Consider the following 24,674-nt stretch of genomic DNA (forward strand, 5'->3'; position numbering starts at 1 on the left):
AAAAGCTATAGAAGTATGTGAAGCTATTGAAAGAGGTTTTGGAGCAATTTTTCCTAAAGCAGAGTACGTAAAAATACCAATTGGAGATGGAGGGGAAGGAACGGTCGATTCCCTTGTTGATGCTACAAGCGGGAGGATTATATCATTTCATGTGACAGGACCGCTTAGAGAGAGCGTACAAGCCTTTTACGGTATGTCTAAAGATAAAAAGACAGCGTTTATTGAAATGGCAGCAGCATCAGGCTTACAACACGTTCCGGCTAAAAAGCGAAACCCACTTATTACGACGACGAAAGGAACAGGAGAACTTATACTACATGCGCTAGACGAAGGAGCTGAGCGTATCATTTTAGGACTTGGAGGAAGTGCTACAAATGATGGAGGAGCGGGTATGTTGTCAGCTTTAGGAGTCAGGTTTATAAATAGAAAAGGAGAAGTAATAGAGCCGTCTGGTGGAACGTTACATTCGATTGTCTCTATTGATTTTTCACAAATGGATTCACGCTTAAAGCATATAAAGATAGAAGCAGCATGTGATGTAGATAATCCGTTAGTTGGAATAAGAGGAGCATCTTTCGTATTTGGGCGACAAAAGGGTGCGGATGAAGAGATGATGAAAGAGCTGGATGAGAATTTAAAGCATTATGCGCATATCCTTAAACAATACCTATTTTGCGACGTATCTAAAATACCTGGTGCAGGAGCTGCAGGAGGTATGGGAGCAGCTGTTATTGCAGTGCTAAAGGGAAGCTTGCGGAGAGGAATTGAAATTGTATTAGATTATACAAATTTTGATAAGCATATAGAAGGTGCAGATTTAATTATAACTGGCGAAGGGAGAATAGATGAACAAACAGCATATGGAAAGGCCCCAGTAGGTGTTGCGGAGCGTGCAAAGCGTTTTCATATTCCTGTCATTGCGATTGGGGGATCAGTATCTCCGAATTACTCGGCTGTTCATGAAAAAGGAATTGATGCAGTATTTAGTATTACAACAAGTCCGATGACATTAGAGGAGGCATATAAAGTAGCAGAAGAGAATATTGAAATGACAGCAAAGAATATTGCAGCAGTGTGGAAAATAGCATCAGAAAAACACTTCTAAATGAGGGAGTGTTTTTTATTATTATCTAATAATAATGATAGTAGTTGCTTCATTAAGTTAACTTTATACATGGAATAGTCTTAAAATTTGGATTTCAAAGCGAATATAAGTGAATAATTTGTATATCCATACAGAAAAATGTTGAGTTGAGTCAGACTATATAAAAGATTTAAAATATTTAGTGAAGGCACAGAAGGGGGATACTATCTATGAAAAAAGAAATCTCAGTTATTGGAGTTCCAATGGATTTAGGACAGATGCGTCGTGGAGTTGATATGGGACCGAGCGCAATCCGTTATGCAGGTGTAATTGAAAGAATTGAAGAAATTGGATATGACGTTAAAGATATGGGAGATATATGTATAGAGAGAGAAAAAGAAGTAGATGTAAATACAAGCTTAAGAAACCTTACACAAGTTGCAACTGTATGTAACGAATTAGCAAGTAAGGTAGATCATATTATAGAAGAAGGACGTTTTCCACTTGTATTAGGTGGAGATCATAGTATCGCTATTGGTACATTAGCTGGTGTTGCGAAACATTATAAAAACCTAGGTGTTATTTGGTATGATGCACATGGCGATTTAAATACAGAAGAAACTTCACCATCTGGAAATATTCATGGTATGTCACTTGCAGCAAGTTTGGGGTATGGACATCCGACGCTTGTAGATTTATACGGGGCATATCCAAAGGTGAAAAAAGAGAATGTTGTAATTATCGGTGCACGTGCATTAGATGAAGGAGAAAAAGACTTTATTCGAAATGAAGGTATTAAAGTATTTTCAATGCATGAGATTGATCGTATGGGTATGACGGCTGTTATGGAAGAAACAATCGCGTATTTATCTCATACTGATGGTGTGCATTTATCATTAGACTTAGATGGTCTTGATCCTCATGATGCACCAGGAGTTGGAACACCTGTAATTGGTGGCTTATCTTATCGTGAAAGTCATTTAGCAATGGAGATGTTAGCGGAAGCTGATATTGTTACATCTGCCGAGTTTGTTGAGGTAAATACGATTTTAGATGAGCGAAATAGAACGGCAACAACAGCGGTTGCTTTAATGGGTTCTTTATTCGGTGAAAAACTAAAATAAATGTAAGAAAAGCAACTGAGAAGTTGCTTTTTTTATTTGAAAATAGGCGTATAATAATGATTTATATTATACTGTACGATAAGAATGTTTGACATCTTACCAATTTAGACTAAAGGGGGTTGTTTGTAATTGTCGTTTGTTTCATGTATGGTATAATTAACTAGTTGTTGGAAATACATACAGATAGAGCATAAAATAATATTTCAATATATGGATAGAATTGCTCGTAAGTAGGAGGAAGGGTTAGCATGCCTTTTGAAGATACGACCATTTTGAAATATCTTAGTACGGCATTAGATATTGCCGTTGTATGGTTTATTATATATAAGCTAATTCTTATAATCCGAGGGACGAAAGCTGTTCAACTTTTAAAAGGGATTACAGTTATTATTGTCGTTCGGATGATAAGTATTTTCCTTGAATTGCGAACGCTATATTGGCTAACTGAACAAGTATTAACGTGGGGATTTTTAGCCGTTATTATTATTTTTCAGCCAGAATTGCGAAGAGCGCTTGAGCAGCTAGGACGCGGGAGTTTATTTTCGCGTACTGGAACTCATGAGGATGATGAGCCTGAAATGGTTGCAACAGCGATAGCGAAAGCAACGGAATATATGGGAAAACGTAGAATTGGTGCATTAATTACTTTGTCAAAAGAGACCGGTATGGGTGATTATGTAGAAACGGGTATTCCTCTAAATGCAAACGTATCATCGGAATTACTCATTAATATTTTCATTCCAAACACACCTCTTCACGATGGAGCAGTAATTATGCAAGGAAGTACCATTAAAGCAGCAGCTTGCTATCTTCCGTTATCGGAAAGTCCATTTATCTCTAAGGAGTTAGGAACTAGGCATCGCGCTGCAATGGGAGTTAGTGAAGTTACTGATAGTATTACAGTAGTTGTGTCGGAAGAAACAGGCCAAATTTCTTTAACGAAAAATGGTAAGTTGCATCGTGATTTGAAGACAGAACAACTGAAAGATATGTTGTTAGCTGAATTTAGTGCGAACGAAAAAACGACTTCTTCGTCTTTATGGAATTGGAGGAGAAAGCGTCATGGATAAGTTAATGGAGAATCATTGGTTTTTAAAGGGGATCTCATTACTATTGGCGTGTATGCTTTTTATGTCAGCGACTTTAACTGAAAAAAATACGACATCGGGGATACTACCTTTTGCAAATGATGCGAAAGAAACATTAACTAATTATGCTATTAACGTTAAGTATGATGAAGAGAAATATATTGTAAGTGGTATTCCGGCAGAGGGCGTTAAGGTGAAGTTAGAGGGTCCAAAAGCAGCAGTTGCTACGGCAAAAGCGAAAAAACAATTTGATATACCAGTTGATTTGAGAGGTAGCGAAAAAGGAACTTATGAAGTTTCTTTGAAAACGAACGGACTTCCAGATGATGTGAAAGGAACAGTTCAGCCATCAACAATTAAAATTACTCTTCATGAAAAAGCGAGAAAATATGTTCATGTAGACTTGAAATTATCAAATGAGGATCAGATGTCAGCTGGTGCTACGCTCGAAAAATCAAACATTAAACCTGATACGGTTGAGGTAGTTGGGACGAAAGAAGAAATTGAAAGTATTTCATCTGCTAAGGCGTATGTTGATTTAAAAGGTGTTAATAAAACTGTTACAAAAACACCCGAAGTGACGTTATACAATAAAGAAGGCAAACGTTTAAATGTAAGAACAAATCCATCTAAAATTAGTGTAACGTTGAATGTGGCGACGCAAGCTACGGCCAATAATACTGAAAAAACTGTTCCTATAACATATGCGAAAAAGGGGAGTTTACCGGCAGGATTGGCCGTTACAAATATTAGCGTTGAGCCGAGAGAAGTAACGATAGCAGGTCCAAAGGATGTATTGGATAATATACAATCGATAGAGGGGGTCGAAGTAGATCTTAGTCAATTGACAGAGTCTACAACATTCGATACCTCTGTTTTATTACCAAAGGGTGTAACAAGTGCGAAGCCAAATCAAGTGAAGGTTTCAGTAGGCGTACAAAAAACAAAACAAACGAAAACAAGAACGATTGATGGTATATCAATTCAAAAAAATGGACTTTCTAAAGACGTTACGGCCCAGTTACTTTCGCCGCAAGATGGGAAGATAAGCGTTGATATTTCAGGAGAAACAAGTATAGTAGATAAAATAACAGCTGCTCAAATAACAGCAGTGATTAATCTACAAAATGTGTCTCCTGGGACGAAGGATGTTGCTATTCAAGTGAGTGGCCCTGGTAATATTTCAATAGAGCCAAAACAAAAAAGTGCTAAAGTCACAATTGTGAAGAAAGAAAATCCCGATAAAGAAGTACAGGGTAACGGTGAACAACCAAACTCAAATAATAATAAAGATAATCAAACTGAAAAACCAAAAAATCCTGAACCTGAACCTAAGCCTGATCCAGAAAAGGAAAAGGAAAAGGAGAAGGAACCGGAACAAAATAAAGATAAAGAAACTAGCCAAGAGCCAACAGTAGATAATCAAAAAGAGCCAGAAAAAGGAGCGAATCATAATGGGTAAATATTTTGGTACAGATGGAGTACGCGGGGTTGCGAATCAGGAGTTAACACCTGAATTAGCGTTCAAAATTGGACGTTTTGGTGGTTATGTATTAACAAAAGATACAGACCGTCCAAAAGTAATTATCGGCCGTGATACACGTATATCAGGACATATGTTAGAAGGAGCTTTAGTAGCAGGTCTATTATCAACTGGAGCAGAAGTAATGCGTCTTGGTGTTATTTCTACACCAGGTGTTGCTTATTTAACAAAAGCGTTAGGTGCACAAGCCGGTGTTATGATTTCTGCATCTCATAATCCAGTACAAGATAATGGAATTAAATTCTTCGGTTCAGACGGTTTTAAATTAACAGATGAGCAAGAAGCAGAAATCGAAGCTTTATTAGACAAAGAAGTTGATGAATTACCACGTCCAACAGGTACGAACCTTGGACAAGTGAGTGATTATTTCGAAGGTGGACAAAAGTATTTACAATACATTAAACAAACTGTAGAGGAAGATTTCTCTGGTTTACATATCGCTTTAGATTGTGCGCATGGTGCTACGTCTTCTTTAGCTCCGTACTTATTTGCTGATTTAGAAGCTGATATTTCAACAATGGGAACTTCACCAAACGGTATGAACATTAACGATGGAGTAGGTTCTACACATCCAGAAGTATTAGCTGAATTAGTAAAAGAAAAAGGTGCTGATATTGGTCTTGCTTTCGATGGTGATGGTGACCGTTTAATCGCTGTAGATGAAAAAGGAAACATCGTTGATGGCGATCAAATTATGTTTATTTGTGCAAAGTACATGAAAGAAACTGGTCAACTAAAGCACAATACAGTTGTTTCAACAGTTATGAGTAACTTAGGTTTCTACAAAGCACTTGAAGCTAACGGTATTACAAGTGATAAAACAGCAGTTGGTGACCGTTACGTAATGGAAGAGATGAAGCGCGGGGGATATAATCTGGGCGGAGAACAATCAGGTCACATTATCTTACTTGATTACATTACAACTGGTGATGGAATGTTAAGTGCACTTCAACTTGTAAACATCATGAAAATGACGAAAAAACCATTATCTGAGCTTGCAGGAGAAATGACAAAATTCCCGCAATTACTAGTAAACGTTCGTGTAACAGATAAAAAACTAGCATTAGAAAACGAAAAAATTAAAGAAATTATTCGTGTTGTAGAGGAAGAAATGAACGGTGATGGCCGCATTCTTGTTCGTCCATCTGGAACAGAACCACTTATTCGTGTAATGGCAGAAGCACCAACACAAGAAGTTTGTGATGCATATGTACATCGCATTGTAGAAGTTGTGAAAGCGGAAGTTGGCGCTGAATAATTTAGTAAATTTATTGAAAAAGGAGCACAATAAGTGCTCCTTTTTCATATGTTTTATAGATGGTGAAAAAATTTTCATTGACGGTTTATCCATATTTGTTATAAGATGGTCTTGTTCTTTTTCTCAAAGGAAATATTGTAAATTATAGAAGCGCCAGAACTACAAGTAGTGTAGTTGACGAGGTGGGGTTTATCGAGATTTCGGCGGATGACTCCCGGTTGTTCATCACAACCGCAAGCTTTTACTTAAATCATTAAGGTGACTTAGTGGACAAAGGTGGAAGTGTGATGAGAGAAAAGGAACGGATACAAACTAGCTGTATAAGTATATACGGACTTAAACCCAATCGAGAGGAAGGTGAAAGCCGTTACAAGCTTACAGGGCTAGCAATATGTAATCCGTTTTTTAGTATAAATAAAAATGGTATCGGACTATGTCGTTACATGTTCGCAGAGCAGTGTAAGCATTTGTAACGGCGACTAAACATGTGTGGAATCGTAGGATTTATTGGAGAGCAAGATGCAAAGGAAATTTTATTAAAAGGTTTAGAAAAGCTAGAATATCGTGGATATGATTCAGCAGGTATTGCAGTACAAGCAGAGAACGGTGTTGTTGTATACAAAGAAAAAGGCCGTATCGCAAAACTTCGCGAAATCGTAGATGAGAACGTAGCAGCAAGCGTAGGTATCGGACACACACGCTGGGCTACACACGGTGTTCCAAGTAAAGTAAACGCGCATCCGCATCAAAGTACATCAAAACGCTTTACACTAGTTCATAACGGTGTTATTGAAAACTATGAATTAGTGAAAAAGGAATATTTACAAGATGTAACGTTCGTAAGTGAAACGGATACAGAGGTTATCGTACAGCTTATGGAACAACAAGTGAGCACAGGACTAAGTGTAGAAGAAGCGTTCCGTAATACGCTATCTCTTTTACATGGCTCGTATGCAATCGGATTACTTGATGCTGAAAATCCAAACATGATTTATGTTGCTAAAAACAAAAGCCCGCTATTAGTAGGTGTTGGTGACAACTTTAATGTTGTGGCGAGCGACGCTATGGCGATGTTACAAGTTACAGATCAATTTATTGAATTAATGGATAAAGAAATCGTAATTGTAACGAAAGAAAGTATTACAATTAAAAACTTACAAGGTGAAACGATTGAACGTGCACCGTTTACAGCGGAATTAGACGCAAGTGATATTGAAAAAGGAACATACCCTCATTTCATGCTTAAAGAAATCGATGAGCAACCACTTGTAATCCGTAATATAATCCAAAAGTATCAAGATGAAAATGGCGAGATTGAATTAGATCAAGACATCCGCAATGCTATTTTAGATAGCGATCGTATTTACATCATTGCATGTGGAACAAGTTATCATGCAGGTCTTGTTGGAAAACAATTTATCGAGAAGTTTGCAAAAATGCCAGTTGAAGTGCATGTAGCAAGTGAATTCTCTTATAACATGCCATTATTAACAGAAAGACCATTCTTCATTTACATTTCACAAAGTGGTGAAACAGCTGATAGCCGTGCAGTACTTGTACAAACAAATGAAATGGGTCATAAAGCATTAACGATTACAAACGTACCTGGTTCTACACTTTCTCGTGAAGCTGATTATACACTTCCGTTATACGCGGGACCAGAAATCGCAGTTGCATCAACAAAAGCTTACACAGCACAGCTTGCAGTACTTTCAATTTTAGCTGCGGATATTGCTAAAGCAAAAGGTGAAGTTCTTGATTTCGATTTAACACACGAATTAGGACTTGTAGCAAATGCAATGGTACAACTTTGTGATCAAAAAGAAGAAATGGACGCATTAGCAAAACAATTTTTAGCAACAACTCGTAACTGTTTCTTCATCGGACGTAGCGTTGACTTCTACGTAGGATTAGAAGGTGCGTTAAAGCTAAAAGAAATTTCTTACATCCAAGCAGAAGGATTTGCTGGAGGAGAATTAAAACACGGTACAATCGCCTTAATCGAAAATGGTACACCGGTTATCGCACTTGCTACACAAGAGCACGTAAACCTAGGAATTCGTGGTAACGTGAAAGAAGTAGTAGCACGCGGAGCTAACCCATGTATCATCTCAATGAAAGGCTTAGAAATGGAAGGTGACAGCTTCGTACTACCAGCTGTACACGAAGCACTAGCACCGCTAGTAGCAGTTATTCCATTACAACTTATCTCATACTACGCAGCACTTCACCGCGAGTGTGACGTTGATAAGCCACGTAACTTAGCTAAGTCTGTTACGGTTGAGTAGGAGATTAGTAGGTTAATAAATATAGTTATAGCTTTAAAATAAATTTACAAATTTGTACCCCATTAGATATTTTATCTAATGGGGTATTTTTATGCTCAAAAAGAATATCTAAAATTGGTAAGTGGATAGAACCCTATAGATTAAAATTTTACTTTATGGGATTTACTTTTATTTATCTGAATTTTCCGTTACTATTTTAAGTATCCGTGAACAATTTCCTTTATTACGACAAAAAGAGACGAGAGATTTATGGACATTACAAGGGGGCTTATTAATGAACGTGAAAGAAAAAACATATTTAAGTATAGAAGAGATTATTTCATTACCAACCTTATCAAGTACCAATATAAGCGATGATGGCAAAAATGTAGCATTTGTTAAGAGGACAGCTAACTGGAAAGACAATATATATAGAAATCATGTATGGATATATGAAAAGGATAAAGAGCAGAGTTACCCACTAACAACTAGAGGTATAGATAGTACGCATCCATTATGGTCTCCAGATTCTAAGACTATTGCATACCTTAGTCCGGGTGGTGAAGGGGCTAATACAAATCAGATCTTTGTTAAATCAATAGATGGTTGTAGTGAGGTTCAAATGACTGATGAGGAAGAAGGGATTAGTACATTTAAATGGGATCCCACGGGTAAAGGTTTTTATTATGTTGCACAGTCGAAAGAATGCGCGGGAATAAAGAAACGTAAGGAACGATATGGGGATTTCCACCATGTAGGTAAGGAACATCGGAATAATTGTTTATACTACATTGAGATAGAAAAGGTAATACAAAATGATAAAGAGGAACGCGAGATTAACGGTGTTTACCAATTAACAGATGGTAAGGAGTTTTATATACATAACTTTGATATTTCAAATGATGGGAAAAAGGTTGTATGTATGGCTACACCAAGCCTAAATGATTATATGAATGGTGATCTCTACATATTAGATGTTGAAGCTGGAGAACTACAAAAAATGAATATGGATAAGTTGTTGGGTGGGAGCGTTTGCTTTTCTCCTGAGGGCAGTAAAATGTGCTACTCAGCAAGCATAAGAGAGAAGGATTACTATAGAAACCATATACAAGATAGTACATTAGAGATATATGATATGAATACGAGAGAGGTAATTCAACCTTTAACAAATTTTGATAGTACGGTTATGCCATTACAGTGGACAGCTAAAGGCATTTTAATTAGATGGCAGGATAAAACGAATTATCGTATTGGATTACTAGCTGAAGATGGCACTGTGGAAGCATTAAGTGACAACATAGATGGCTTTATAATGGATGCCTCTATAACAAGGGATGGCAATCATATAACGTATAATAAGGCTATAACAAATGAAACCTTTGAAATCTATTTGGATGATAAAAAAATAACGAATGAAAATAGCTTTTTCGAAGACAAGCTTAAAAGCAACAGGGAAATCATCTCATGGCAAAGTAGTGATGGTCTTAAAATAGAGGGTGTTTTATCAAAACCAGTAGAGTTTGATAAAAATAAAAAATATCCTTTATTAGTAGTAATTCACGGAGGTCCGGCTTGGGCATCCTTTCCGATATTTTCAGACTGCTTCAATGAGAAATATCCGATTGAACAGTTTGTTGAAAAAGGCTTTATCGTTTTAGAGCCAAACTATAGAGGAAGTTCTGGTTATGGTAATGAATTTTTAAAAGCGAACTATAGAAAACAAGGAATTGCTGATTACGATGATGTTATATCTGGAGTGGATGAACTAGTTGAAAAAGGGATGGTAGACAAAGATAGAGTAGGAGTTATGGGATGGAGTAACGGAGGATATATATCAGCTTTCTGTTCTACATTTAGTAGTAGATTTAAAGCCATTTCAGTTGGAGGTGGAATTACGAACTGGAGTACCCATTATGTCCATACAGATATCCCTTACTTTATTAGAATGTATTTAGGAAATACTCCATGGAATGATCCAGATATATATAAGAAGACATCACCAATGACATATATTAAATCAGCCTGTACGCCTACCTTAATCCAACATGGCGAAAAGGATGCAAGAATACCAATTACAAATGCATATGAGCTATATGAAGGATTAAGAGATATGGAAGTTGACGCAGAACTAATTATATTTAAAGGAATGGCATATAGTTCTGATCAGCCAGGAATGAATGTAGCCATTATGAATCAGAACTTTATGTGGTTTTCCCACTATATTCTTGGGGAAAGTATGGAGGGATTTCGTACTATATAATGGATATTCGTACAGGGATTTTACGTTGTGTAATCGGGTCAGATTGTTGTAAACTGTATGCAAACCATTATGATTATAAGGAAACGTAATTCGGAGGCCGAATATGACAGAGAATAAAAATGAGTTATCTGTAGAACAACGTGAAGAACTAATAAAAGTATTACAAGCTCGTTTTGAGAAAAACATGAACCGCCATGAAGGTCTTGAATGGGTTAAAGTTGAAGCGAAGATAGAAGCTAATGCTGAAAAATTATGGTCACTTAATGAAATGGAAGTAACAGGCGGTGAGCCGGATGTTGTTGGTTATGATGAAGAGAAGGACGAGTATATTTTCTGCGATTGCTCAAAGGAGAGTCCTAAAGGCCGTAGAAGCCTTTGTTATGATCTTGAAGCATTAGAGTCAAGAAAAAAGCATAAACCAGAAAATAACGCTATTGATGTGGCAGCCGCTATGGGTATTGAACTATTAACTGAAGAACAATATCGAGAGTTACAACAACTTGGAGATTTTGATATGAAATCATCGAGTTGGGTACAAACACCTTCAGATATTAGAGAACTCGGTGGAGCTCTATTTTGCGATTATCGCTTTGGACACGTTTTTGTGTACCACAATGGAGCAGACTCTTATTATGCTGCCAGAGGTTTTCGTGGCTCGTTAAGAGTTTAAATTTGGAGTAAATAAAAAAGAGCCTATACGCAGGCTCTTTTTCTTATTTATATTTTAAGAGTAAACCGTTACTACGCAGTTTTACTTAATTTATATGTTCCGTGGTTGTTTTTACGGAAAAGTTTTGGGAAAACATAGCCATCTAATCCAATGCGTCCAGCGTTCTGTCCTGCAACTAAAATGAACATAGTCAAAATGAGTAGGTTTGGATTTACACTGACAGTTCCGCTTAATAAAAATGAAAGGTTCATTATGATTCCGAAAAATGCAGCTGTTTTTGTTAATCCGCCTAAAATCAAACCTAGACCTACTAAAATTTCTCCCCATTGAACTAAAAAGCTAAATAGGTCTGCGTTTGGAAGAACAAAATGTTGAAGAAACTCTGCCCACCAACTTTGTACTGCAGGGTGGTCACCTGATGCTTGAGCAATAGCACCCTTTAGAAAGCCACTTGCGTCAAAGGATTGTCCGAAGACTTTGCCGATTCCAGCAGCGAGCCATGTATACCCTATGTAAAGTCGTAAAAATAATAATATGAAAGTAGCACGTTTATCAGTTCTTAAAAAATTGATAACCATTGAAATCCCTCCAATATTGTATTTACAAGTTTATTATATATCCATTGTGAAAAAATTCACAATGGATAAAGTGTGAACAAAAGTAGTGTTTTTTTATGAAAATAAAGAAGGCATATAACAATCATATGTTATATGCCTTCTCTACTTTATTTAGGTAATGTAAATTTAGCTTTTTTACCTTGTGAAATATCCTTAGCTTCTTTATTTCTCATAGGTCCTAACTCAATCTCAAAGTTTTTGTCTTTCCAAATCTTTTCATACTGCTCTTGATCTAAAATAAATACTTGTAGTAACTCTCCAGATGTTCCTGTTTTAACTGCAGCGTTATAGTCGTAATTGAGTAGCATACCTTCGTTAATTGTATATTGTGTACCATCATTCATTCTCAATGTAGAGCTTATAGGAGATAGTGAAACGTCTTGCGTATCTTTGTTATCAAGCTTGAATTGCACTGTTAATAGAACAATACCATTTTTGAAATTTGCAAAGCGCGGAGCCTCGACGGAATTTGGTGTGAATTGAGTAAATTGGTATCCATCTAATGTAACATTAACAGCACCTAATTCTTGGCTGTTATTAATACTTGATTTCTCTTTTAACATTTTTTTATCGCCCATGTTATTAGCTGTAGCTTTATCTTGGTAGAAAGCTTTATCTGTTGCAACTTTTTCAGCACCTTGTTTATTTAAACTTAATGAAAAGCTTCCAGGGCTTCCGATTGGAGCATCGAATTTTCCTTTATTAGCTTGTGCAGTTGGGACTGTGACTGAGACTGTTGAGAGACTTGAAATTTTCGCTAGATCATCTTTTCCGAATGGATACGCGATATAACCAGAAATGGTTTCTCCTGCTTTTACTAAGTAATCATTCGTTGGAGCAAGCTTAGTTGGTAGTTGATCTTCTTTTGGAATTAAGTCTTTATAGTTACTATATACTTTCTGCGCACCAGTAAATGAAATGTCCAATGCTGGCATATAATAAATATCTTTAGCTGAACTATTTTTTACGCTATAGTTCACAAGAATGACTCCGCCCTCTGTTTGACGGTTAAATGGAATGTTAAAGTCTGTATGGAATCCATTTAATTCAACTAATGTATAACTGTTCATTGATACTGAAACATCTTCAGCTTTATAAACTTGTGGTTCCTTATTTTCAAATAGAATTTTTGTTTTACCACCTGTTTCTTTTTCCATATAGGAAATAAGTTTCGAATAATCGCTGGAGCTAGTAGCGTTATTTTCCGTCTTTTTATCTTCAGTTTTCTTGTTTTCGGATTTTTTATCTTCAGGTTTATTTTCTTTCGTTGTATCCGTTTTTTCCGTTTTGCTTTCTTTTGTTGCATTCTCTTTTTGTTCTTTATTTGTCGTATCGCTTTGACCACAGCCGGTTATTACAAAAGCTGCTACGATTACTGCAGAAAATAAAGAAAGTAATTTTTTTGACATGTTTCTTCCCCCTATTTGTTTAAAACTAAACTCTCACATTAGCCCCACATTTTATTATAAGAAGACTAGTCAATATTTACCAGTGTTTTTTCTAATTATTTCCATTATTTGAATATTATAATATAATAAAATCGATGGAAGTTTGGAATGGAATATTGGTTTGTATTTTTAAATCATTTGAAATATTACATTATATTGGTATGATAGAAATAGAGATATATGGAAAGGAGACAAGGACTGAATATGTGGATGAACTTGTAATGATTAGAAATTAGATAGATGAATTTTTCTCTCATAAGTGAGGGTTTATTTAGCTATCTGTAAATCATTCAAGGACTGCATATTTGGCTTGTACATCCCTTTTGTAAGAGTGGATACTTATGTGGGGAAATTTATATCTCTTATAGGAAATATGCGTCCTTTAAAATTGGAGGAGTATATGATGAATCAATTAAAAGATAGAGTAGCAGTTATTACAGGTGTAAGTCGTCTAGATGGTATAGGTGCAGCGACTTGTAAAGAATTAGCTGAAGCAGGATACGATATATTTTTTACATATTGGACAGCTTACGATAAAGAGATGCCTTGGGGCGTTGATCAAAGTGAACAAATACAATTAAAAGAAGAATTACTAAAAAACGGTGTGAAGGTATCAAGTATGGAGTTAGATTTAACTCAGAATGATGCACCGAAAGAGCTTATAAATAAAGTTACTGAACAACTAGGCTACCCTCATATATTAATTAATAATGCAGCGTATTCTAAGAATAATGATTTCTCTAATTTGACTGCTGAAGAGCTGGATAAGCATTATATGGTAAATATTCGTGCGACTACATTGTTAAGTAGTCAATTTGCCCGAGGATTTGATAAGAAATCTGGTGGTAGAATTGTGAATATGACGTCGGGACAATTCCAAGGTCCTATGGCGGGGGAACTAGCGTATGCAACAACGAAGGGAGCTATTGATGCTCTTACTAGTACGTTGTCAGCTGAGGTAGCTCATTTAGGAATAACAGTGAATGCAATTAACCCAGGTCCAACTAGTACAGGATGGATGACTGAAGAGATAAAGCAGGGATTAAAGCCGATGTTTCCTTTTGGAAGAATTGGTGAACCAAAGGATGCAGCGAGGCTCATTAAGTTTTTAGTAAGTGAAGAAGCAGAGTGGATTACAGGGCAAGTTATTCACTCAGAAGGTGGATTTAAAAGATAGAAAGAAGGTATCTCACCCTGGTGAGATACCTTCTTTTTTAATCTTTCTTCAATCTTCGTGCAACACCATTCCCTAAAGACTGTAATCCTTGAACGAGGATAATTAAAATAAAGACAGTTGCATACATTACTTCAGGTTCATAGCGTAAATGTCCGAATCGATATGCTAAATCCCCTAGTCCACCAGCACCGACAAGACCAGCCATTGCTGTTGCGCCGATTAAGCCAATCGTTGCAATTGTTAATCCAAGTACAAGAGAGGGACGAGCTTCTTTCACCATGACGTGCCAAATGATTTTTATAGTAGAAATGCCCATTGCTTGGTAAGCTTCAATAACACCACGATCCACTTCTAGTAAAGCTGTCTCCATTAAACGTGCGATATAAGGAGCAGTGAAGACGACAAGCGGTACGATAACACCTTGCACGCCAATGGATGTTCCCATTAGAAACTTTGTAAAAGGTAAAATGAAGAATAATAGAATGATAAATGGAAGAGAGCGAATGATATTAATAATTGTATTAAGAATAGGATAGATGATTTTATTTTCATGCTGTCCACCAGGTCTTGTTAAAACAAGCGTGACACCAAGTGGCAGTGCAATAAGGATCGAGATGAGTAATGAAATAGATGTCATTTGAAAAGTTTGAATGGTTGCTTCCCATATGACTTTACCCCATTCATCCAAAAAGGACTTGTTTCCCATAATCTGTTCTACCTCCTTCTATGATGATTCCTTGCTCTTGTAAAAATGATAAAGCACGGTTGATTTCATTTTGTTCCCCTTGCATATGAATGACAAGTTTCCCGTATGCTTCATGTTTTAATTGAGTAATATTACCGGATAAAATATTTGGATATACTTGGAATCGTTTTGTAGCAACAGCTAACGCTGGTTCACCAGAAGAAGTTCCTATAAATGAAAGTGTTACGATTTCTCCGGTTCTTTGTAGTTCTTTTTGTACTTCGGCTGGGATTTTCGCTGCAAATGCACTATTTACGAATTTCTTTGTTGTTACATGCTGTGGATTTGTGAATATCTCTTTCACGGTGCCACTTTCAACTACTGCTCCATGTTCCATAACAGCAACTCGGTCACATATACGCTGGATAACGTTCATTTCATGTGTAATGAGTAAAATTGTAATTCCGATTTCTTCATTGATTTTTAATAGTAAATCAAGAATAGAGTCAGTTGTTTCTGGATCTAAAGCGCTCGTTGCTTCATCACTTAATAACACTTCCGGTTCGTGTGATAGTGCACGAGCGATGGCCACACGTTGTTTCTGACCACCAGAAAGTTCACTCGGATAGGCGTCTTTTCGATTAAAAAGGTCGACAATACGTAAATACTTTTCTACTCTTTTTGCAATTTCTACTTTTGGAATGCCAGCAAGGCGTAACGGCAATGCGATATTTTCATAAACGGTAACAGTTTTAAGTAAGTTGAACCCTTGAAATATCATTCCGATTTTTTGTCGCGCTTTTGCTAGTTCTTTTGTAGACAGTGTTGTTAAATCTTGCTCGTTTACAATGATATTTCCTGTCGTTGGTTTTTCTAATAAATTTACACAGCGAATTAATGTACTTTTGCCAGCACCACTATATCCAATGATTCCAAATACTTCGCCCTTTTTTACTTGAAGAGAAGTAGACTTAAGAGCTTCCACATTCCCCTTTTTTGTTGTAAATACTTTGGATACATTTTTTAATTCAATCATTATCGTCAGCTCCTACCAAGACGGTAAAACAGAACCATCAAATTTTTTCTCGATAAATTCTTTTACTTCTTTAGATTGATAAGCTTTCTTTAATTTATTTACAACAGCATCATCTTTATTTTCAGTACGAACAACGACCCAGTTCACATATGGTGAATCTTTTCCTTCACGGAAGATAGAATCTTTCGCAGGGCTTAATTTTGCACCTAATGCAAAGTTTGTATTAATTGCAGCTGCTTTTACTTCACTTAGTTGTGTTGGTAATTGAGATGCCTCTAACTCAACGATCTTTAAATTTTTTGGATTTTCAATTACATCTTTTGCAGTCGCTTTTTCTGTAGCTTTTGGATCCACTTTTAAAACTCCTGATTTTTCAAATAGTTTTAAAGCTCGAAGTTCATTCGTTGGGTCATTCGGTACAGCAATTGCATCGCCCTCTTTTAATTCTTTTACATCCTTTAAGCTTTTTGAATATACGCCCATAGGGAATGTTACTGTTGAAAATACTTCGGTTAATTTCATATTACGTTCCGCTTTAAATACGTCTAAATATGATTTTGTTTGATAGCTATTTACATCAAGGCTTTTTTCATCGAGGGATACGTTCGGTGCTACATAATCATTAAATACTTTTATATCGATTTCGAGACCGTCTTTCGCTGCTACTTCTTTTACCTTTTCAAAAATTTGTTCATGCGGACCTCCTGTTACACCGACAGTAATCTTTTTCTCATCTAACGCTTTTACTTCTTTATCTGAACTCCCGCTACATGCGCTTAATAATAATACAGCCCCACTTACAATGCTTAATAGTACTTTCTTCATCTATAATTCCTCCTTAATATACGTTCCAAAATAAAAAGCACCTCTCAAAAATAAGAGAGGTGCCGAATAGACAAAATAGATTCCTCTCTTATCTTCCAAAACGAGAACTCGTTTTGCAGGAATTAGCACCTTAGCTTATACGTTATAAGCTCGGTTGCCGGGCATCATCGGGCCAGTCCCTCCGCCACTCTTGATAAGAGTATGTGTATGTAGTTTTTTTAATATGGTACTAATAGTAAATCTTACAAAAAGAATTGTCAACGTTATTTTCTGAATATATTTTATTTTAAGGTAATCGAAACGTTCCCCTTTTTATGCCCTTTTTCTACATATATATGAGCTTCAGCAATTTCTTCTAATCGGTAAGTTCTATCAATAACAGGCTTTAAATTTTCTGTTTCAGTTAGTTTTTTTAGTAGAAACATATCTTCTTTACTTACTTTTGCCATCATTCCATTAACAGATACATATATTCCATTAGGTGTTAATACTTGTTTACAAAGGGATTTTTTATATTTTCCAACTGCATCAAATATAACATCATAGTATTCCCCTCGCTTAGTAAAATCTTCTTTCGTATAATCGATTACTTTGTCAGCCCCTAAAGATTGCACGAGTTCAAAATTTGAATGACTACAAACAGCTGTAACGGTTGCGCCGAAATATTTAGCAAGTTGTACGGCAGCTGTTCCTACTGATCCGGATGCGCCATATATTAGTACTTGTTGCCCCTTTTTTATACGGGCCTTTCTTAGGAAGTGTAGTGCCGAAGTTGCGCCAAAGGGAATAACTGCTGCTTCCTCATACGTTACATTGGTAGGTTTTAATGCTACTAATCCACTTTCATGTACACATGTATATTCTGCATAACCACCGACATTAAGCTCTGTTAATGCAAAAATTTGATCTCCTTTTTTAAATTGAGTTACATCTGTTCCTATTTCTTCGATTTCGCCGGATAACTCTACACCGAGTATAGGCTTTCTCGGTTTTCTAAAACCTAATATGATTCGCATAGGAATCCAAAATAAGAGAGGGCTATTAAACCCACGTATTCTACAATCTCCAGTCGTTACACTCGTTGCGTGAATCTTGATTAATACTTCGTTCTTTTTAGGTATAGGTTTCTCTATATTTTGAAGCTGAAGAACGTTAGGTGGCCCATACTTTGTGCAAATAATTGCTTTCATAATGACCTCCTGAATTTAGTTGTTGTTATTTATATCATATTTAAAATTTTCATCAAACATGTTAAATAATGAAATTGAAAATCATCTGGATTTAAAAGAAAAAACAGTGGTATTATTTGGTAAAGGAGGATTTTTATGAAGAAAATCATGATAGCTTCTAGTTTGTTACTTACAATTGGTCTAGGGGTAGGGTGTAGTAGTGATAAAGTATCAAAGACGGATGGACCCAAAACGGCATCAGTAAAGAAAGAGAAGGAATTAGCCGCAAAGGATGTTTTTAATAAGGCGTATGAAAACTTAAAAAATGAAGAGTATGTAACGTTGATGCAGAATATGGACATAAAGGCTGACGGACAAGAACTGAGTATAGTGAAGGCTAAAATACAAATAGAGCCAAAAACAAAGAGTTCTCGTGCTGAAATGAATGTTTCGGGTACTGATATTATCATTTATGGTGTAAATGATAAAATTGTTGGTCAAGTGAAGAATCCTAATACGGGTGAAGTTATATCTATACCAGAGGAGAAATTAAATATTAGTGGGATGAATGCAGCCAAGAGTGTGAAAGAGAATGTAGAAATCCCGCCAGAAATTGTACAAAAAATGAATATAGAAAAAAGCGGAGACAAATATAAATTAAAGCTCAGGTTAAAAGGAAAAGATGCAGAGAGTATTTTAGGTAGTATAGGTGAAACGCAGAAGAAAGCATTAGAAGCACAGAATGCAAAGGTAGAAGAGATAGATGCAGAATATATGATTACAAAAGATTTTAAATATGAGTCATTGAGAATGGATATAGTTGTGAGTAGAAACAGTAAGGAGAAAGCACATTTTATGACGGATATAAAATATACATCGTATGAAAAATTTGATCCAATACAGTTGCCAGCAACGAATTGATTGATTTGCAGAGAGATGCCCCAAAAAAGTAAGGGCATCTCTCTTTTTTCGTTACTAACATATTTTCTTCTTAGAAAAATAGGTACAATATGTAGTGAAAGAAATTCAAACAAGGAGAGTGTCATTTGAAAAAAAGAAAGATAGTAGTGGCCATTGTAGCGTATACCGTTTTGCTTGCAACGTCTGTACATACATATAAAAAACAACTGGATCATCCTATTATGAGTGATGTAGGTAAATTGCTTCCGACAAAAATAAAACGTGTTGAAAGTGCTACGGATGAGCACTCTTTAATAAAATTAGTGCAAGATGCGAATGTTTCTGGAGAGAAGATTTCTATTGCAGGTATGCAGCATAGCCAAGGCGGGCAGACATATTATCCGCATGGGACGATGCTTGATATGAAAGGGTATAATAAAATATTAGAATTTGATCCAGAGAAGAAGCGTATTACAGTTCAAAGTGGTGCCACGTGGAATGATATTCAGAAGAAAATAAATCCATATGGTCTTGCGGTTCAAGTTATGCAATCTCAAAATATTTTTACGGTTGGCGGTTCATTAAGTGTAAATGTACATGGTCGTGATATTCGTCATGAAGCATTGATTGATACAGTAGAGTCGTTTAGATTGCTAATGGCGGATGGTACGGTGCGTAATGTAAGTAGAGAAGAGAATGCGGATTTATTTCCTTATGTCATTGGCGGTTACGGGTTATTTGGTGTCATTTTAGATGTGACCTTAAAGTTAACAAATGATGAATTATATGAAACGCACACGAAAATGCTAGATTATAAAGAATACACGTCTTATTTCAAAGAGAAAGTGAAAAAAGATGAAAATGTTCGTATGCACTTAGCTCGTATTTCTGTTGCTCCAAATTCATTTTTAAGAGAAATGTATGTGACAGATTATACATTGGCACAAAACCAAAATATGAGGGAGGAGTATAGTGAATTAAAAGAAGAAACTATTATAGCAGCGCCTAAATTTTTACTCGGATTATCACGCTATAGTGATTGGGGAAAAGATACGTTCTGGGATATACAAAGAAGTTATTTTGAACGTACAGATGGAAAGTATGAGACGCGAAATAATGTTATGAGGTCAGATAGTGCCTTTATGGAATATGAAAATCCAAATAGGACAGAGGTGTTACAAGAATATTTTGTGCCTATAGATTCTTTCACGGAATACGTAGATGATTTACGTAACGTATTAAATGAGGAAGAGTTTAATTTGCTCAATATTACGATTCGTTACGTGGAAAAGAATGAAAATGCAGTTTTATCCTATGCGAAAGATGATATGTTTGCACTGGTTCTTTTAATTAATCAAGGGCGTTCTGAACATGAGATAAAGAAAACAGAAAATGTTATTCAGAAGATGATTGATGTTACGTTAAAGCATAACGGTAGTTATTATTTACCGTATTATTCTTATCCAACGAAAGAGCAGTTAAAGAGAGCATATCCTCGTATAGAAGAATTTCTTCAGAAGAAAAAAGAAGCGGATCCAAAAGAGAGATTTGTGAATTTATTTTATAGGGAGTATACGAAATGACATATAGAAGATTTGTAGCTTCACAAAGCATTATTATGATGGCTGGAAGTATGGTATTTCCTTTTTACATTCTATTGCTTCGGAATGTTGGAAATAGCTTCTCACAGTTTGGCTGGGCGTACGGCTTATTTGCCTTAACTTCAGCGCTTGTATATCCGGTAGTAGGAAAGGTGTCTGATCGAGTAGGTGATCGGAAATTATTAATTATATATGCTTGGTCCATGGCAATATTAATGCTTTGTTTCCCGATTGCCACGGAAGTCTGGCATGTATACATTCTTCAAATTGTAATGGGGGTTTTAGGTGCTGTGCAGCGTAATACGGAGAAGACGTCGTTAGCACGAAAAGTTGTACAAGAAAATGCTGGTTATGAGATTGGAAAATATCATGTGTGGACATCGATTGGAGGAGCAGTAGCAATTATTGCAACGGGATATTTAGTAGATTTCTTTACGATCGGCACGATTTTTTATATTGCATCTATCTTATATGTAGTGAGCGGAGTTGTATTAAGTAGTAAAAAAATATAACGATTCCCATTTTTACCTGAATAACCTTTATTTGTTATACTAAAGGGGAAGACAAAAGAAAAGGGGACATTGCCTTTGATGAAATTTTTAATTTTAGCTATTCTCACTTTGTTTTTGATTCCATGGACAAGAAGAAGCGGTAGTAAACTTCGAGCAGTGGATAAGAAAGGGGATGAGAAGGTTGTAAAGGGTAAGAAATCATCTATTTTAGTTATTCCAGTTTTATTTTGGATAGGTATTGCAATCTATGAATATTTTTGGCTAATTGATGATCGAGCAGATTCAATTCTTACTCATTATTCTGTTGCAGTAGCAATTTTAATTGGGCTTGTTTTATTTTCCCAAGATCAAATAGGTAAATTAGAAGGTACGTTAAAAGGACTTCTAATGCTTGTTTTACTTGCAAGTTACGGCTACTTTGGTTATTTGCACGATATAGTAATCTCGCAAAAGAAATATGATTCTGTTGTAAAGGTAGAGAAAGATATTTCAGAGCCATTTACTGAAAATGATCAGCCATTTACGGTGCCGCCAAAGACAGCGGAGAATAAGATGAAAAAAGTATTTGGGGATATTCCGAAGGTAGCTTATTTTGAGCTAGGAGAATTAACGCCACAAATGGTAAATGGCGAGGCTTTATATGTAGCACCGATTGAAGTTTCAGGATTTTTTAAAGCACGTAAAGCTGAGACAATTCCAGGGTACGTCACGATGTCAGGTACGAATCCTGATGCAGAAGCGAAACTGCACCTTGGTTATAAAATGAAATACGTGCCAAGCATGTTTTTCGGAAATCATTTAGAGCGTGTGGTAAGGCAAGCAGAACCAAATTTAATTTTTAAAGGAAAACCTAAATTTGAAGTGGATGATAAAGGGAAACCGTATTACACAATGACGTACGGTGAATTTATTTCAGGAAGATCTGGATTTGAGGTAGAGGGCGTTGTAGTAGTAGATGCACAAACAGGTGAAGTGAAAAGATACGATAAAGGCAAGGCACCTAAATTTGTTGATGGCGTATTAAATCACGAGACTGCATCTACGTTAAATACGTACTTCGGTAAATATATTCACGGATTTTGGAATACAAAATTCTCGCAAACTGATATGAAGATCCCGACTGAGTGGGGAACGAAAGAAGGAGTTACACCGATTTTCGGTAAGGATGGAACACTATATTACTTTACTGATTTCACTTCTCCGAAAGAAGGAGTAGATTCTGCACTAGGTTATTCACTTATTGATGCGCGTACAGGTAAGTTGTATTACTATAACGGAAAAGAAGTAAAGGGAATTATGGATGGTTCGGCTGCTTCGGAAGTCGTGGATAATTCCTTTAAGAGAGAAAAGTGGCATGGAACGATGCCGGTTATTTATAACGTGTACGGTAAACCTTCTTGGATTGTACCTGTTATTGATGACGGAGGATTAGTACGTGCCCATACTGTTATCTATGCTTCTAATGCGAAAATATTTGCAACAGGTTCGACGCAAAAAGAAGCGCTTGAGAATTATAAAAATGCGCTGAGTGGAAGCGGAGATTCATTTAGACCGACTTCAAATGGGAAAGAGGCGCAAAAAGAAGGCACTGTACAACGTGTATATAAAGAAAAATCAGGTGAAAATACAATCGTATACGTACTGTTAGAGAATGAACAAAAAGTATTTATGATACCTGTAAAGAAATTCCCATATGCTATGTTTACAGAAGTGGGAGATCCAATTCAAATCACATATTTAGATACAGGAGAGGCGATGTCTTCCGTATCTAAATTTACAAATAGTAATCTGAACAAGTAAAGCGATAGAAATTCTATCGCTTTTTTTTACAAAATTAAACAGGAAAATGCGCTATACTTGACGTATGTTTATGTTGTAACTATAATTGTTACGATTTAGTATGTATAGGAAAGGGTGAATGAAAAAAGTGAATGAAGTTAATCAGGAAATATATAAGCCTGTAAAGATGAACAGGTTATGGATGATTCTTGTACTAGGGACACTTACGGCGATTGGGCCATTATCTATTGATATGTATTTGCCTTCGTTACCGAAGTTAACGGATGACTTGCAAACAGGTGCATCCCTAGCCCAGCTTACATTAACAGCTTGTTTGCTTGGGCTTTCAGTAGGACAATTATTTGTTGGCTCAATTAGTGATATTTACGGAAGACGCAAACCTCTTATTATTGCTCTTATTATTTATGTTGCTTCTTCTTTACTTTGTGCTGTTGCGCCATCTATTTGGACTTTAGTGTTATTACGCTTCCTACAAGGAGCTTCAGGATCAGCTGGGATTGTTATATCACGTGCAATGGTACGTGACATGTATTCAGGTTCTGAAATGACGAAGTTCTTCTCACTGCTTATGTTAGTAAACGGAGCAGCACCTATTTTGGCACCGATTATTGGGGGGCAATTATTACAGTTTACAACGTGGCGCGGTGTTTTCATCGTTCTTGGAGCAATTAGCGTATTCATGTTAATATCAGCTACTTTCGTATTGCGTGAAACATTACCTCCTGAAGAAAGAGAAACGGGTGGTTTGTCAGGAACTTTGGCGACGTACGGAAAATTGTTAAAGGACCGTCTGTTTATGGGATATGCATTGTCACAAGGATTAGTAACAGCGGCAATGTTTGCATATATTTCGGGTTCACCATTTGTGTTGCAGAACATATACGGAGCATCACCACAGCAATTTAGTTTATTCTTTGCGATTAACGGCATCGGTATTATTATTGCTAGTCAGGTTACGGGTCGTTTAGCGGGGAAAGTGAATGAGAAGACATTATTTGTCTCTGGTATCATTATTGCAGCTGTTGGTGGTTTAACTTTACTACTGACAATCTTACTAGGAATAGGGTTAATTGGTGTTTTATGCTCGTTATTCCTTGTCGTATCAAGCGTTGGGGTTGTCTCAACAACGGGGTTCTCATTAGCGATGAGAAATCAAAAACAAGCTGCAGGAACAGCATCAGCTTTATTAGGTTTATTACAGTTCATTTCAGGAGCGCTTGTTGCACCGCTAGTAGGTATTGGTGGAAGTAACACCGCATTACCGATGGGTGTTGTAATAGCTCTTTGTGAAATTGGTGCGGTACTATGCTATTTATTTATGGCTAGAAGAAGTGAAAAGCAGTTTGAACTGCAAGCAAGACAAAATTTAGAGGCTTAACAAAAAAGAACTGATTCAAAGGGAATATTTGAATCAGTTCTTTTTTCATTGCTTTGAAATATCTCATATAGTTTTGTAAGGTGATGTAGTAAAGCAGTGCAAAAGTTATTTGTATAAAGTGACGATACTGTGACAAACATGTTGGTATACATGTTACGATGTCGTCTTAAGTGTAAAAAGTAGGATGTTCTCGGTATAATAACAAGTGGAGATAAAAGAAATTATAATAAGT

The 24,674-nt window shown here is 36.2% G+C and carries 21 protein-coding genes and 1 riboswitch (1 of these 22 only partly in view); of the genes, 15 read left to right on the forward strand and 6 right to left on the reverse strand.

Annotated elements, in window-relative coordinates:
• From EKQ63_RS02650 to EKQ63_RS02690, 9 genes are all read left to right on the forward strand, one after another.
• Positions 1-1,105, forward strand: the 3' portion of a protein-coding gene (locus EKQ63_RS02650; RefSeq protein WP_087952251.1) for a glycerate kinase. 41 nt of this gene lie to the left of the window's left edge; the window shows 1,105 of its 1,146 coding nt (coding positions 42-1,146); the start codon falls outside the window, past its left edge; the stop codon is at positions 1,103-1,105.
• Between the two features lie 209 nt (positions 1,106-1,314).
• Positions 1,315-2,208 (forward strand): arginase, encoded by an 894-nt coding sequence (gene rocF / locus EKQ63_RS02655; protein WP_000711569.1) that lies wholly within the window; start codon positions 1,315-1,317, stop codon positions 2,206-2,208.
• 248 nt (positions 2,209-2,456) lie between these two features.
• Positions 2,457-3,278 carry a diadenylate cyclase CdaA gene (gene cdaA / locus EKQ63_RS02660; protein WP_001115700.1) on the forward strand — a complete coding sequence of 274 codons (822 nt, stop codon included), beginning with the start codon at positions 2,457-2,459 and terminating at the stop codon, positions 3,276-3,278.
• Positions 3,271-4,758, forward strand: a complete 1,488-nt coding sequence (locus tag EKQ63_RS02665) for a CdaR family protein (RefSeq protein WP_143880706.1) — start codon at positions 3,271-3,273, stop codon at positions 4,756-4,758. The genes cdaA and EKQ63_RS02665 overlap by 8 nt, the downstream gene beginning before the upstream one ends.
• On the forward strand, positions 4,751-6,097 hold the full coding sequence (gene glmM, locus EKQ63_RS02670) for a phosphoglucosamine mutase (RefSeq protein WP_143880707.1): 1,347 nt from the start codon (positions 4,751-4,753) through the stop codon (positions 6,095-6,097). Before EKQ63_RS02665 ends, glmM begins: the two co-directional genes overlap by 8 nt.
• Before the next feature lie 287 nt (positions 6,098-6,384).
• A complete protein-coding gene (locus EKQ63_RS02675; protein WP_001208183.1) occupies positions 6,385-6,570 on the forward strand; it encodes a hypothetical protein in 186 nt (61 codons plus the stop codon).
• Positions 6,571-6,582: 12 nt separating this feature from the next.
• Complete coding sequence (gene glmS, locus EKQ63_RS02680) at positions 6,583-8,385, forward strand: glutamine--fructose-6-phosphate transaminase (isomerizing) (RefSeq protein ID WP_029439137.1); 1,803 nt, start codon at positions 6,583-6,585, stop codon at positions 8,383-8,385.
• 274 nt (positions 8,386-8,659) lie between these two features.
• On the forward strand, positions 8,660-10,624 hold the full coding sequence (locus tag EKQ63_RS02685) for a S9 family peptidase (protein WP_143880708.1): 1,965 nt from the start codon (positions 8,660-8,662) through the stop codon (positions 10,622-10,624).
• A 103-nt stretch (positions 10,625-10,727) separates the two neighbouring features.
• Entirely contained in the window at positions 10,728-11,294 is a 567-nt protein-coding gene (locus EKQ63_RS02690; RefSeq protein WP_087952247.1) for a DUF4256 domain-containing protein, read from the forward strand.
• Positions 11,295-11,365: 71 nt separating this feature from the next.
• Here the strand turns inward: EKQ63_RS02690 and EKQ63_RS02695 are convergent, their stop codons facing one another.
• Both EKQ63_RS02695 and EKQ63_RS02700 read right to left on the reverse strand, forming a co-directional pair.
• Positions 11,366-11,872, reverse strand: coding sequence for a DoxX family membrane protein (locus EKQ63_RS02695; RefSeq protein WP_071723421.1), 507 nt, complete (start codon positions 11,870-11,872; stop codon positions 11,366-11,368).
• Between the two features lie 146 nt (positions 11,873-12,018).
• Positions 12,019-13,320, reverse strand: a complete 1,302-nt coding sequence (locus EKQ63_RS02700; RefSeq protein ID WP_088326266.1) for a DUF5068 domain-containing protein — start codon at positions 13,318-13,320, stop codon at positions 12,019-12,021.
• Positions 13,321-13,759: 439 nt separating this feature from the next.
• On the opposite strand from EKQ63_RS02700, the gene EKQ63_RS02705 reads away from it, so the two are divergent.
• Positions 13,760-14,536 (forward strand): SDR family oxidoreductase, encoded by a 777-nt coding sequence (locus EKQ63_RS02705; protein ID WP_131101245.1) that lies wholly within the window; start codon positions 13,760-13,762, stop codon positions 14,534-14,536.
• Between the two features lie 37 nt (positions 14,537-14,573).
• Here EKQ63_RS02705 and EKQ63_RS02710 read toward each other — a convergent pair whose 3' ends face one another.
• From EKQ63_RS02710 to EKQ63_RS02725, 4 genes are all read right to left on the reverse strand, one after another.
• The gene (locus tag EKQ63_RS02710; protein ID WP_087952244.1) at positions 14,574-15,242 is read right to left on the reverse strand and encodes a methionine ABC transporter permease; all 669 of its coding nucleotides are present in this window, start codon (positions 15,240-15,242) and stop codon (positions 14,574-14,576) included.
• Positions 15,217-16,257, reverse strand: coding sequence for a methionine ABC transporter ATP-binding protein (locus tag EKQ63_RS02715; protein WP_087952243.1), 1,041 nt, complete (start codon positions 16,255-16,257; stop codon positions 15,217-15,219). The genes EKQ63_RS02710 and EKQ63_RS02715 overlap by 26 nt, the downstream gene beginning before the upstream one ends.
• 12 nt (positions 16,258-16,269) lie before the next feature.
• Positions 16,270-17,082, reverse strand: a complete 813-nt coding sequence (locus EKQ63_RS02720) for a MetQ/NlpA family ABC transporter substrate-binding protein (protein WP_087952242.1) — start codon at positions 17,080-17,082, stop codon at positions 16,270-16,272.
• Positions 17,083-17,167: 85 nt separating this feature from the next.
• A riboswitch (SAM riboswitch) is annotated at positions 17,168-17,282 on the reverse strand.
• A gap of 81 nt (positions 17,283-17,363) precedes the next feature.
• Entirely contained in the window at positions 17,364-18,272 is a 909-nt protein-coding gene (locus tag EKQ63_RS02725) for an NAD(P)-dependent alcohol dehydrogenase (RefSeq protein WP_143880709.1), read from the reverse strand.
• Between the two features lie 135 nt (positions 18,273-18,407).
• Between EKQ63_RS02725 and EKQ63_RS02730 the strand changes: the two genes are divergently transcribed.
• The 5 genes from EKQ63_RS02730 to EKQ63_RS02750 all read left to right on the forward strand — a co-directional run bounded on the left by EKQ63_RS02730 (position 18,408) and on the right by EKQ63_RS02750 (position 24,442).
• A complete protein-coding gene (locus EKQ63_RS02730) occupies positions 18,408-19,172 on the forward strand; it encodes a DUF6612 family protein (protein ID WP_087996374.1) in 765 nt (254 codons plus the stop codon).
• Positions 19,173-19,297: 125 nt separating this feature from the next.
• Positions 19,298-20,734 carry an FAD-binding oxidoreductase gene (locus tag EKQ63_RS02735; protein WP_142940666.1) on the forward strand — a complete coding sequence of 479 codons (1,437 nt, stop codon included), beginning with the start codon at positions 19,298-19,300 and terminating at the stop codon, positions 20,732-20,734.
• Entirely contained in the window at positions 20,731-21,264 is a 534-nt protein-coding gene (locus EKQ63_RS02740; RefSeq protein ID WP_061677904.1) for an MFS transporter, read from the forward strand. The genes EKQ63_RS02735 and EKQ63_RS02740 overlap by 4 nt, the downstream gene beginning before the upstream one ends.
• Positions 21,265-21,342: 78 nt before the next feature.
• Positions 21,343-23,064, forward strand: coding sequence for a DUF3981 domain-containing protein (locus EKQ63_RS02745; RefSeq protein WP_087952238.1), 1,722 nt, complete (start codon positions 21,343-21,345; stop codon positions 23,062-23,064).
• Between the two features lie 118 nt (positions 23,065-23,182).
• Positions 23,183-24,442 (forward strand): multidrug effflux MFS transporter, encoded by a 1,260-nt coding sequence (locus EKQ63_RS02750; protein WP_143880710.1) that lies wholly within the window; start codon positions 23,183-23,185, stop codon positions 24,440-24,442.
• The last annotated feature ends 232 nt before the right edge of the window (positions 24,443-24,674 follow it).

Origin of the sequence: Bacillus sp. BD59S, assembly GCF_007363175.1 — a bacterium.
GTDB classification, from domain to species: Bacteria; Bacillota; Bacilli; order Bacillales; family Bacillaceae_G; genus Bacillus_A; species Bacillus_A pacificus.

Excerpts from the sequence above, each read along its gene's own strand:
- glmS (WP_029439137.1), top strand. The coding sequence starts at position 6,583 with ATGTGTGGAATCGTAGGATTTATTGGAGAGCAAGATGCAAAGGAAATT.
- EKQ63_RS02725 (WP_143880709.1), bottom strand. The coding sequence starts at position 18,272 with ATGAAAGCAATTATTTGCACAAAGTATGGGCCACCTAACGTTCTTCAG.
- EKQ63_RS02715 (WP_087952243.1), bottom strand. The coding sequence starts at position 16,257 with ATGATTGAATTAAAAAATGTATCCAAAGTATTTACAACAAAAAAGGGG.
- EKQ63_RS02740 (WP_061677904.1), top strand. The coding sequence starts at position 20,731 with ATGACATATAGAAGATTTGTAGCTTCACAAAGCATTATTATGATGGCT.
- EKQ63_RS02700 (WP_088326266.1), bottom strand. The coding sequence starts at position 13,320 with ATGTCAAAAAAATTACTTTCTTTATTTTCTGCAGTAATCGTAGCAGCT.
- EKQ63_RS02750 (WP_143880710.1), top strand. The coding sequence starts at position 23,183 with ATGAAAAAAGTGAATGAAGTTAATCAGGAAATATATAAGCCTGTAAAG.
- EKQ63_RS02745 (WP_087952238.1), top strand. The coding sequence starts at position 21,343 with ATGAAATTTTTAATTTTAGCTATTCTCACTTTGTTTTTGATTCCATGG.
- EKQ63_RS02720 (WP_087952242.1), bottom strand. The coding sequence starts at position 17,082 with ATGAAGAAAGTACTATTAAGCATTGTAAGTGGGGCTGTATTATTATTA.
- EKQ63_RS02690 (WP_087952247.1), top strand. The coding sequence starts at position 10,728 with ATGACAGAGAATAAAAATGAGTTATCTGTAGAACAACGTGAAGAACTA.
- EKQ63_RS02665 (WP_143880706.1), top strand. The coding sequence starts at position 3,271 with ATGGATAAGTTAATGGAGAATCATTGGTTTTTAAAGGGGATCTCATTA.
- EKQ63_RS02695 (WP_071723421.1), bottom strand. The coding sequence starts at position 11,872 with ATGGTTATCAATTTTTTAAGAACTGATAAACGTGCTACTTTCATATTA.
- glmM (WP_143880707.1), top strand. The coding sequence starts at position 4,751 with ATGGGTAAATATTTTGGTACAGATGGAGTACGCGGGGTTGCGAATCAG.
- EKQ63_RS02710 (WP_087952244.1), bottom strand. The coding sequence starts at position 15,242 with ATGGGAAACAAGTCCTTTTTGGATGAATGGGGTAAAGTCATATGGGAA.
- EKQ63_RS02730 (WP_087996374.1), top strand. The coding sequence starts at position 18,408 with ATGAAGAAAATCATGATAGCTTCTAGTTTGTTACTTACAATTGGTCTA.
- EKQ63_RS02685 (WP_143880708.1), top strand. The coding sequence starts at position 8,660 with ATGAACGTGAAAGAAAAAACATATTTAAGTATAGAAGAGATTATTTCA.
- rocF (WP_000711569.1), top strand. The coding sequence starts at position 1,315 with ATGAAAAAAGAAATCTCAGTTATTGGAGTTCCAATGGATTTAGGACAG.
- EKQ63_RS02675 (WP_001208183.1), top strand. The coding sequence starts at position 6,385 with ATGAGAGAAAAGGAACGGATACAAACTAGCTGTATAAGTATATACGGA.
- cdaA (WP_001115700.1), top strand. The coding sequence starts at position 2,457 with ATGCCTTTTGAAGATACGACCATTTTGAAATATCTTAGTACGGCATTA.
- EKQ63_RS02705 (WP_131101245.1), top strand. The coding sequence starts at position 13,760 with ATGATGAATCAATTAAAAGATAGAGTAGCAGTTATTACAGGTGTAAGT.